This window comes from Inquilinus limosus MP06 (genome assembly GCF_000767795.1).
Taxonomy (GTDB): domain Bacteria; phylum Pseudomonadota; class Alphaproteobacteria; order DSM-16000; family Inquilinaceae; genus Inquilinus; species Inquilinus limosus_E.
Map to the genome: position 1 here is coordinate 1 of NZ_JANX01000184.1, position 10,230 is coordinate 10,230.

Sequence of the window (10,230 nt, forward strand, 5' to 3'; positions counted from 1 at the left end):
GCACCGCGGCGGCGCGCGCCGCCTCGGGGTTCCGGTCCAGCCCGCGGCGGACATCCTCCAGCAGCGCCTCGACGGTCTCGGCCGGGCCGCGGGCCGTGTCGATGGCCAGGGTCGCGAGGCTTGTCCCGTCCTTCTCCATCGCCCGTGTCCTCCAGTCCGTCTTCGATGCTGGATATCTAGTCGGGGACGCGGCGGACCGCCCGTTAGGGCTTGTGAGGCGGTGTTAGTGGCTGCCGGGCATGGCAAACACGGGCCCGGCCGCGGGGCCGGGCCCGTGTCCCTGTCCTGCCGCGGACAGGCGTCAGCGCAGCGTGTGGAACGCGGCGCGGACCTCGGTGGCGAACAGCTCCGGCTCTTCCCAGGCCGCGAAATGGCCGCCCTTGTCGACCTCGTTGAAGTAGATGAGCTTGTGATAGGCGCGCTCGACCCAGCTGCGCGGCGCGCGGTAGATCTCGCCGGGGAAGATCGTTACCCCGGCGGGCAGGTCGATGCTCACGGCGTTGAAGTTGTTGGAGTGGTCCTCCCAGTAGATCTGGGCCGCGGAGGTGGCACTGTCGGTCAGCCAGTACAGCGAGATGTCGTCCAGGATCTCGTCCCGGGTCAGCGACTTCTCGGGATCGCCGCCGCTGTAGGTCCACTGGGCGATCTTGTCGTACATCCAGGCCGCCTGGCCGACCGGGGAATCCGCCAGGGCGTAGCCGACCGTCTGCGGCCGGGTGACCATCATGGCCGAATAGCCGGTGTTGTTCTGGTAGAAGTCGTTCAGCTGGTCATAGGCCGCCGTCTCGCGCGGCGGCAGCCCGGCCGGGGCGGGCAGGCCCTGCGCCAGCAGCGGCTGCAGCTCTGCCGGTACGGTCGCCGGCATGTTGACATGGATGCCGATCAGCCCCGGCACCTTCTGCATCGCCATGCGGTGCGAGATCACCGAGCCGCAATCGCCGCCCTGCGACACGAACCGCTTGTAGCCCAGCCGCGCCATAAGCTGGCCCCAGGCGCGGGCGATGTGGTCGGAGCCCCAGCCGGTGGCGGTCGGCTTGCCGGAGAAGCCGAAGCCCGGCAGCGACGGCACCACCAGGTGGAACGCGTCCTCCGCCTTGCCGCCATGCGCCGTGGGGTCGGTCAGCGGGCCGATGGCCTTGACCAGCTCCAGGATCGACCCCGGCCAGCCATGGGTCATGATCAGCGGCAGGGCATTGTCGTGCTTCGAACGGACATGGATGAACTGGATGTCCAGCCCGTCGATCTCGGTCATGAACAGCGGCAGGGCGTTCAGCTTCGCCTCGACCTTGCGCCAGTCGTAATCGGTGCCCCAATAGCGCACCAGCGTCTGCAGCCGCTCCAGCTGCACGCCCTGGGACGCGTCGGCCACGGTCTCCTTGCCGGGCCAGCGCGTCGCCGCGATGCGCCGGCGCAGATCGGTCAGCGCATCTTCCGGGATCTCGACGCGGAACGGGCGGATCGCGGGGCCTTCGGCGGCCGCGGCCAGCCGCACGGGAAGGACGCTCAGCGCGCCGGCGGCGGCCATCGCGGTCGCGGACGCCGCCAGGAAGCCGCGCCGGGTGGCGGGCGGCACTACGTCGAACATGATCGGTCCTCTGCTGCGGGACGGACCGGGGAGGCCGGTCCGGCCGCGACCCTAGCGGCGCACCGGCGCCCGCGCTTTCACAGGACCGCCGGGGTTTGCCGCCACCTGCTGCAATCTGCATGCGGCGGCCGGCCGGTTGGCGCCTCGCCTGCCGTTCCCCTAGGATGCGGCCGAGTCATGGGTGGAGGGTTGCGAATGATGATCGGGCCGGCGCAGGCGGGGGACGTCTTCTCCTTCGGTCCCTTCCGCCTGGCCGTGGGCGAGCGGCTGCTGACCCGGGACGGCGCCCCGGTCGATCTCGGCGCCCGGGCGCTGGACATCCTGGTGGCCCTCGTCGCCCGCCCGAACGAGCCGGTCGGCAAGCGCGAGCTGATCGCCGAGGTGTGGCCCGACGTGATCGTCGAGGAGGGCAGCCTGCGCTTCCACATCGCCGGGCTGCGCAAGGCGCTGGGCGACGGCCAGGACGGCGCGCGCTACATCGCGACGCTGCCGGGACGGGGCTACTGCTTCGTGGCGCCGGTCCTGCGGTCGGGTCCGTCCTCGCCGATGGCGGAGGGCGCGGCCACGGTCGGCGCCTCCTTCACCGGCACCACCTTCCTGCCGCCGCGGCTGGCGCGGATGGTGGGGCGGGAGGACAGCGTGCGGGCCCTGGCGGAGCAGCTGGCCGCGGCGCGCTTCGTCACCATCGTCGGCCCCGGCGGGGTCGGCAAGACCACGGTGGCGGCGGCGGTGGCGCATGAGCTGCTGGATTCCTTCGCCGGCGCCGCCCTGTTCGTCGATTTCGGGCTGGTGACCGATCCCCGCCTGGTGCCGGTCACCGTGGCATCGATGCTGGGCCTGCCGATCCGGTCGGAGGATCCGGTGCCCGGCCTGATCGCCCATCTGCGCGACCGCCGCTTCCTGCTGGTCCTCGACAGCTGCGAGCATGTGATCGACGGCGCCGCCGGCCTGGCTGCCGAGATCTTCCGGGCCGCGCCTCAGGCCCACATCCTGGCGACCAGCCGCGAGGCGCTGCGGGTCGAGGGCGAACAGGTCCACTCCCCTGGCGCCGCTGGGCTGTCCGCCGGACGAGCCCGGCCTGACCGCCGCGGCGGCCGCGGATTTCCCCGCCGCCCGCCTGTTCCTGGAACGCGCGGCCGCGGCCGGCGCGCCGCTCACCCTCAGCGATGCCGACGCCGCCCTGGTGGCGGAGATCTGCCGCCGGCTCGACGGCATGGCGCTGGCGATCGAGCTGGCGGCCGGGCGGGTCCAGGCCTATGGCCTGAAGCAGACCGCGGCGCTGCTGGACCAGCGGCTGCCCCTGGCCTGGCCGGGGCAGCGCAACGCGCCGCCGCGCCAGCGCACCCTGCAGGCGACGCTGGATTGGAGCTACGGCCTGCTGTCGGAGGCGGAGCGGCTGGTGCTGCGCCGGCTCTCCATCTTCGTCGGCCCGTTCACGATGGAGGCGGCGCTGGGCGTGGTGAGGGGCGGGCTGGTGGACGACGCGGCGGTTTTTGCCGCCATCGACAGCCTGATCGCCAAATCTATGGTCGCGACCCGGCCGGTGGGGGCGATGATGCGCTATCGCCTGCTGGACACCACGCGCGCCTACGCCCAGCAGATCACCGAGGAGAGCGAGCGCACGGCCCTGGCGGTACGCCATGCCGAATACCACCGGCGCTGGCTGGACCAGCTCAAGGCCGAATGGCCGACTCTGTCGAATGCGGCGGAGCGCGGCCCCATCCTGTCGGCGATGAACAATGTCCGCGCGGCGCTTCAATGGTGCTTCGGCCCGGGCGGCGACGCCGGCCTCGGCATCGCCCTGGCCGCGGCCGCGGCGCCGGTGTTCCTGGCGATGTCGCTGCTGACCGAATGCGACCGCTGGTCGGGCCAGGCGATCCAGGCCCTCGACGCCGGCACCCGCGGCGGCGTCGACGAGATGCAGCTGCAGGCGGCGCGCGGCATGGCGCTGATGTTCATGCAGGGCAGCAGCGACGCCGCGCGCGCGGCGCTGGAGCGGAGCCTCGCCGTCGCCGAGGCCCGCCGCGACATTCCGGGGCAGCTGATGGTGCTGGGCCCGCTGCACATGTTCCACCTGCGCGTCGGGGCCTTCGACACGGCGCTGGGGCTGGCGCGGCAGGGTGCGGCCCTGGCCGGCGCGGCCGAGGATGCGGCCACTGTGGCTCTGGCCCAGTTCCTGCTGGGCATCTCGCTGCACCTGGCCGGCGATCTCGGCGGTGCCCGCGCGGCGCTCGAAGCGGCGCTGCGGCAGCCGGCGGGGCCGCCGTCGGCCGGCATGATCCATCTCGGCTTCGAGGGGCCGAACCTGGCCGGCGTGATCCTGGCGAGGACCCTGTGGCTTCAAGGGCATCCGGTCCAGGCGGCGGAGTTGGCCGCCCGCGCCGTCCGGGAGGCGGAGCGGATGGACCATCCGGTCACGCTGTCCGTGGCCACGCTGTGGGCGATCACGGTCTATCTCTGGACCGGCGACCTGGATCGGGCGGAGGCGCTGGCCGCGCGCTTCACCGCCCGCGCCGGCTCGCACTCGCTGGGTCCCTACCTCGCCCGTTGGTCCCAGGCCTTCGCCGGGTCCATCGCCACTCCGCCGCGCGACGTGAGGCCGGCATCACGGCGCTGCGCGGCGGCCTGGCGACGCTGCGCGAGGCGGGCCACGAGGTGCTGACCACCGCGCTCGAGCTCGCGCTGGCGGAAGGGCTGGCCGTGACCGGCCGGGAGGCCGAGGCGCTGGCCCTGGTCGACGCGGCGATCCGGCGGGTCGAGGCCCATGGCGACCTGATCTATCGGTCGGAGCTGCTTCGGGTCAAAGGCCGGGTCCTGCTGGCGACGGGGCCGGCGGACGAGGCCGAGGCGTCTCTCCGCCAGTCGCTGGATTGTGCCCGAGCGCATGCCGCCCCGGCCTGGGAGCTGCGGGCCGCGACCGATCTGGCGGCGCTGCTGGCCGGGCAGGGCCGGCCCGGCGAGGCCGTGGTGCTGCTGCGGCCAGTGGTCGACGGCTTCACCGAAGGGTCGGAGACGGCGGATCTGCAGGCCGCGGCCAGGCTGCTGGCGACCCTGGGGTGGGAGCGAGGCTCTCCCAGGGAACGGGGCCGTGGCCGGTTCCGTTGGCCAGGGTGAGGATCGCGGCCGCTGGCCGCGGAGGCCATGCGAGCCTCCCGGCCACCGAACGGGACGGACGGGGCCTCGATCCGACAACCAGCCACCGGGGTCAGTCCATGGTTCGACGGTCATGGATCGCGCTGCTGTCAGCGCTTGCCGTATTCCTCTGCATCGCCGCCGCTCCCGGGCGTGCCCAGGACACCCCCGAGCCGCTGCCGCAGCGGACCGGCCTGCCGGCCGGCTTCGACCAGGCCTTCTCGCACCGCTTCGCCGAGGCCAACGGCGTCAGGCTGCACTACGTGATCGGCGGCCCGGCCGATGGCGAGCTGGTCGTGCTCCTGCATGGCTGGCCGCAGACCTGGTACACGTGGCGCCGCGTGATGCCCGAGCTCGCCGCGGCGGGGTTCCGCGTCGCCGCCGTGGATTACCGCGGCGCGGGCGAGTCGGAAAAGCCGCTCGACGGCTACGACAAGGCGACCATGGCCGCGGACATCCGGGCCCTGGTCCGCCAGCTGGACGCGACAAGGGTGGATCTCGTCGGGCGCGACATCGGCGTCATGGTCGCCTACGCCTATGCCGCGCAATGGCCGGACGAGGTCGCGAGGCTGGCGATGCTCGACGTCCCGGTGCCCGGCACGCATGTCTGGGACGAGGCGATCCACAAGCCGGATCCGCAGCTCTGGCATTTCGGCCTGCACCAGCAGCGCGACATCGCCGAGATGCTCGTGGCCGGCCATGAATATGCGTACATCTCGGACTTCATGAAGAAGCGGCTCGCCGCGCCGATCGCCGACGACGACCTGACCGTCTATGCGCAGGCCTATGCCGCGCCCGGAGGGATGCGCGCAGGCTTCGAGCTCTACCGGGCCTTTCCCGAGGATGAGCGGCGCTTCAGGGAATTTCTCAAGAAAAAGCTGCCAATGCCGGTCCTGGCGCTCGCGGGCGAGCGCAGCAATGGCTGGAAGGAGGTGGATATGGCCAAGGAAGCAGCCGACGACGTCCGCGGCGCCGTGGCGCCGGAGACCGGCCACTGGCTACCGGACGAGAATCCCGGCTTCGTCTCCCGGCATCTCATCGCCTTCCTGCGTGGATCCGCGGAAACAGGCAGGTAGGCAGCTGTCGCGGCCCGTCAGCGGCGGCCGGGACGGATCCCGACCGCCGTCTGGGCTTACGCCCCTCGGCGTCAGACGACGTGCAGCCGGACGTCGACATTGTTGCGGGTGGCGTTGGAGTACGGGCAGACGTGATGCGCCTTCTCCACCAGCGCCTGCGCCTGGGCCTTGTCCAGGCCGGGCAGCGAGATGGTCAGGTCGACATCGATGCCGAAGCCGCCCGGGATCTCGCCGATGCCGACCTCGGCCTTGACCGAGGCGTCGGGCGAGATCTGCACCTTCTCCTTGCCGGCGACGAACCGGATCGCGCCCAGGAAGCAGGCGGAATAGCCGGAGGCGAACAGCTGCTCCGGATTGGTGGCGCCGCCCTTGCCGCCCATCTCCTTCGGCACGGCCAGCGGCAGGTCGATGATGCCGTCGGACGACTTCGCGCGCCCGTCGCGGCCGCCGGTCGAGGTGGCGGTGGCCTTGTAGACGATCTTCTCAGGCTTGGTCATGACAGGCTCCTGGGTTGGGCCGCACCGGCGATGCGGCCGGGGGATGACGGTACAGACATGGGGCGGCAGCCTGAAGCTGCCACCGGGTCGCGGCGCCTCTATGGATCGAAGCGCCGGGGATCGACCGCGGCGAAGCTGTCGCCGCGGCTGAAATCGTCGAAGCGGACAACCAGCGGCGCCGGCGACGGGTCGCGATAAGGCCCGAACTTGAAATACTGGTCGCGGGCGGCGGGGGAGCCGACCGGCCCGCCTACGGTGACGACCGGCCGGCCGTCGGCCCAGACCTCGATCAGGTCGTCGGGCCCGCCGGCGACGCGCAGATGCACCACCATGTCGACCCAGGCGCCGAAGGGCGAGGGCAGCGGCGCCACGCGGTCGATGGCCAGGCCGCGGGCGCATTCGCCGGCCGGGGCGGGGGGCAGCTCCACATCCAGCTCATCGGCGCCGCCATGCAGGAAGCTGCGGCTGCCGGCGGGGAAATCGGAGAAGTCGTAGCCGTCCTGCCAGGCGACCAGCACCCGGCACTGCTGGCCGGGCGACGCCGTCGCCTGCTCCAGGGTCAGATGGAAGGCGCCGCCCTTGAAGCGCTGGGCCAGGAAGGGGCTCTGGCTGCCGCTCTGCTTCCACTGGCCGACCACCAGCCGGTTGCCGCCGGCCCCGGCGTCCGGGCTGTCGATGCGGAAGCTGAAGCCGAACCAGCTGTCGGTGCCCGCCGGCTGGACCGATTGCAGCCACAGCTCGGCGCGCTGGTCGTCCTCGGGGTTGAACACGGCGCCCGGCGCCGTGTCCAGGCAGCCGCTGCGCCGGCGCGCCAGCTCGGCCTTCGGGATGGCGGGCGGCATCGTCGCGTCCGGCAGCAGCGCCATGCCGGCGGCGTAGCGGCCGGAGCGCACCACCGTCTCCTCGATGAAGAAGCGGTTCTCGGCGCGCGGGCAGGGGGCCCAGACCTGCGGGTCGATGCGGCCCGATTCGAAGCCGTCGGCGATCTCGGTGCCGGGGGGCGCGGCGGTGGCCGGCCCGGCAAAGGCCGCGGCGAGGATCAGGACGGCCGGCAGCAGGCGCTGCCGCAACGGGGCTGATGGCATGCTCACCGCCGGGGTGTCGGGCCGCGGCAGGATAGGCGGCCGGCCCGGCGCAGCCAAGCGGCGGTAGGCTCATATCGCATCCGACCAGACATCACGCGCGGCCTCATCTGCGACGGCTGTGGCACCTCGTGGATCCCTACTTATCGAACCGCCGGGGATCCACTTCCTCGAAGCTGTGGCCCAGGCCGAAATTGTCGAGATGGGCCACCACCGGGGTCTCGCCGGGATCGCGGTACGGGCCGATCTTGAAGTACTGCCGGCCGCTGTCGCGATAGCCCAGCCGGCCGCGGACGGTGACGATCTTCCGGCCGTTGGCCCAGATCTCGATCAGGTCGTCCGGCTGCGCGTCGACCTTGATGTGCACCACCATGTCGACCCAGGCGCCGTAGGGCGAGGGCAGCGACGCCTCGCGGTCGACGGTCAGGTCGCTGCCGCAATCGGTGGTATAGTCCGGCGCCAGCTTGTTGCCGGCCCCGTCGAAGCCGTCATGCAGGAAGCTGTGGTGCGGCGGGAAGTCGGAGAAGTCGTAGCCGTCTTCCCAGGCCACCAGCACCCGGCACTGCTGCAGCCGGGCCGGCCCGTCCTGCTCCACCGTCAGGTAGAATTTCCGGTTGCGGAAGCGCTGCCCCAGGAACGGGCTGTATTGGCCGGCCTGCTTCCACTGCCCGACCAGCAGACGCCGGTTGTCGGCCGCGGGGGCCACCGGGGCGTCGATGCGGAAGCTGAAGCCGTACCAGAGGTCGGTGCCCTTCGGCTCGGTCTCGCGCAGCCACAGCTCGGCCCGCTGGTCGCTGCCGGCCATGAAATCCATGTCGCGGTCGGAATCGATGCAGCCGCTGCGCGTGTGCGGGGCGGCCACCGCCTCGATCGCCGGCGGCAGGTCCGGCGTCGGCAGCAGCGCCATGCCGGCAGAATACCGGCCGGAGCGGGCCATCATGTCGTCGATGAAGAAGCGCCCTTCCGGCCGCCGGCACGGCGACCAGATCTGCGGCGGGATGCGCCCGCCCTCGAACCCGTCCGACATCGGGTCGGACATCGGGGGGGCGGACACCGGGGGGCCGGGCATCGGGTCGGCGGCGGCCGGCGCGGCCGCCAGCAGAAGGGCGATGGCCGGCAGGCACCGCAGCAAGGCAGGAAGCATGGATCCGTTGAACTGCCGAATCGGGAAACGAAGCGGCAGGATAGGTCAACGCGGCGGCCGGGTGGCTCCCAGAAGGCGCGGCAGGTCGCCGCGCCACGCCACCAGCGAGAACACCAGCGCCGCCACCAGCACGAACAGCGCCGTCACCGCCGCCATCACCGGGGTGTAGCCGTAGCGCAGGGCGTTGAAGATCTTGATCGGCAGCGTCTCCACCGTCGACCCGGCGACCATATAGGCGATGATGTACTCGTTGAGGCTGAGCACGAAGGCGAAGGCGTAGCCGGAGATGATGTAGGGTCGCACCGAGGGCAGCACGATGGTGCGGAACACCGTGCGCTCGTCGGCGCCCAGGGTGCGCGCCGCCTCCACCGCCGCGCGGTCGATCGACGCCAGGCCCAGCGCGATGTTCACCAGCGGCAGGGTGACGAAGAAGATGCCGTGCGAGACGATGGTGGCGGCGATGTGTCCGTAGAGGCCGACCATCTGCCAGAAGATCAGGAAGCCCAGCGCCGAGACCACCGGCGGCAGGATGAACGGGGCGATGCCGAGGGTGTAGAGGGCGCGGCCCCAGCGCGGATTCCAGCGCCACAGATACCAGGCCATCGGCAGTGCGATCGACACCGACAGGGCGGCGGCCAGCACGGCGATGGTGACGCTGTGGCCCAGCGCGCCGACCCACTCCGGGTCCTGCAGCATCTCGCCGTACCAGGCGAAGGACAGGCCCTGCGGCGGGAACAGCAGGCGCTTCTTCTCGTTCAGCGACACGCCGATGATGACGATGATCGGCGCCAGCAGGATCGCCCCGATCAGGCCCATATAGAGGCGGCTGAGAACGCGGCCCATCTCAGCGCCCCCCGGCCGGCTTGCGGCCCTGGCCCAGCAGCAGGGTCAGGCCGATCAGGGCCAGGCTGACCAGCACCAGGAACACCGCCAGCGCCGCGGCGAAGGGGATGTTCGACTGGTAGATCGCCTGGTCGGTGATCAGCACCGACAGGGTCCAGTGCTCCGGCTTGCCCAGCACCTGGGGCAGGACGTAGCAGCCGAGGGTGAAGACGAAGACCAGGATGGCCGTCGCCAGGATCGCCTGGCGCAGCGACGGCAGCACCACGGTGAAGAAGCCGCGCAGCGGCGAGGCGCCGAGCGTGCGCGCGGCCTCGGTGATCTCGGGATCCAGCCGGTTCACCGCCGGGTACAGCATCAGCACCGAATAGGGGAAGCCGATGAAGCACAGCCCCATCAGCAGCGCGCCGAAGCTGGGCGTCCAGGCGTCGGGCGAATCCAGCACGCCGAGCGTGACCAGCAGGTTGGAGATGCCGGCCGACCGCGACAGCAGGATCGACCAGGCGAAGCCCATGATCACCTCGGACAGCGACAGGATCGACAGGATGACCACCAGCCAGGCCACCTGCGCCGGCCGGCGCGTGCGGCTGAGGAACCAGGTGAAGGGCACCGCGGCGGCGACGCAGACCACGGCGGCCAGGCCGCAGATCATCAGCGAGAAGCCCAGCACGCGAGTGAACAGCGGTGTCCAGAACCGGGCGTAGTTGTCCAGCTCGAAGGCCGGCTCGTACAGCCCGCCCTCGACCCGGTGGTAGAAGCTGAACGCCACCATGATCACGAACGGGATCAGGAAGAACACGCACAGCATCGCCGCCGGCCACAGCGCCGGCAGCCGGGCGACCAGGCCGCGGGGGGCGGAGGGGGCTGCGGCCGG

At 71.7% G+C, this 10,230-nt stretch carries 9 protein-coding genes and 1 pseudogene; 4 read left to right on the forward strand and 6 right to left on the reverse strand.

The window, feature by feature from the left end; genetic code table 11:
• Window positions 1-301: 301 nt before the first annotated feature.
• Entirely contained in the window at window positions 302-1,585 is a 1,284-nt protein-coding gene (locus P409_RS15835; protein WP_081991537.1) for an epoxide hydrolase family protein, read from the reverse strand.
• 198 nt (window positions 1,586-1,783) lie between these two features.
• Here P409_RS15835 and P409_RS41565 point away from each other — a divergent pair.
• The 4 genes and pseudogenes from P409_RS41565 to P409_RS15845 form a co-directional block, all read left to right on the forward strand.
• Window positions 1,784-2,035: pseudogene (locus tag P409_RS41565) on the forward strand (winged helix-turn-helix domain-containing protein); the annotation flags it as partial.
• Between the two features lie 733 nt (window positions 2,036-2,768).
• Window positions 2,769-4,247, forward strand: a complete 1,479-nt coding sequence (locus tag P409_RS40365) for an ATP-binding protein (RefSeq protein ID WP_202964685.1) — start codon at window positions 2,769-2,771, stop codon at window positions 4,245-4,247.
• Window positions 4,241-4,699 carry a hypothetical protein gene (locus P409_RS40370; RefSeq protein ID WP_202964686.1) on the forward strand — a complete coding sequence of 153 codons (459 nt, stop codon included), beginning with the start codon at window positions 4,241-4,243 and terminating at the stop codon, window positions 4,697-4,699. The genes P409_RS40365 and P409_RS40370 overlap by 7 nt, the downstream gene beginning before the upstream one ends.
• Before the next feature lie 98 nt (window positions 4,700-4,797).
• Window positions 4,798-5,793: an alpha/beta fold hydrolase gene (locus P409_RS15845; protein WP_034838949.1), complete on the forward strand. Its 996-nt coding sequence runs from the start codon at window positions 4,798-4,800 to the stop codon at window positions 5,791-5,793.
• A gap of 71 nt (window positions 5,794-5,864) precedes the next feature.
• Here P409_RS15845 and P409_RS15850 read toward each other — a convergent pair whose 3' ends face one another.
• The 5 genes from P409_RS15850 to P409_RS15870 all read right to left on the reverse strand — a co-directional run.
• Window positions 5,865-6,290 carry an organic hydroperoxide resistance protein gene (locus P409_RS15850; protein ID WP_034838953.1) on the reverse strand — a complete coding sequence of 142 codons (426 nt, stop codon included), beginning with the start codon at window positions 6,288-6,290 and terminating at the stop codon, window positions 5,865-5,867.
• 98 nt (window positions 6,291-6,388) lie between these two features.
• Window positions 6,389-7,375 (reverse strand): heparin lyase I family protein, encoded by a 987-nt coding sequence (locus tag P409_RS15855; RefSeq protein WP_152613404.1) that lies wholly within the window; start codon window positions 7,373-7,375, stop codon window positions 6,389-6,391.
• Between the two features lie 136 nt (window positions 7,376-7,511).
• Window positions 7,512-8,516 (reverse strand): heparin lyase I family protein, encoded by a 1,005-nt coding sequence (locus P409_RS15860; protein ID WP_152613405.1) that lies wholly within the window; start codon window positions 8,514-8,516, stop codon window positions 7,512-7,514.
• 45 nt (window positions 8,517-8,561) lie between these two features.
• Window positions 8,562-9,359 carry an ABC transporter permease gene (locus tag P409_RS15865; protein WP_034838965.1) on the reverse strand — a complete coding sequence of 266 codons (798 nt, stop codon included), beginning with the start codon at window positions 9,357-9,359 and terminating at the stop codon, window positions 8,562-8,564.
• Between the two features lies 1 nt (window position 9,360).
• Window positions 9,361-10,230: ABC transporter permease (locus P409_RS15870; protein WP_343285509.1), on the reverse strand; the 870-nt coding region annotated here is incomplete at its 5' end.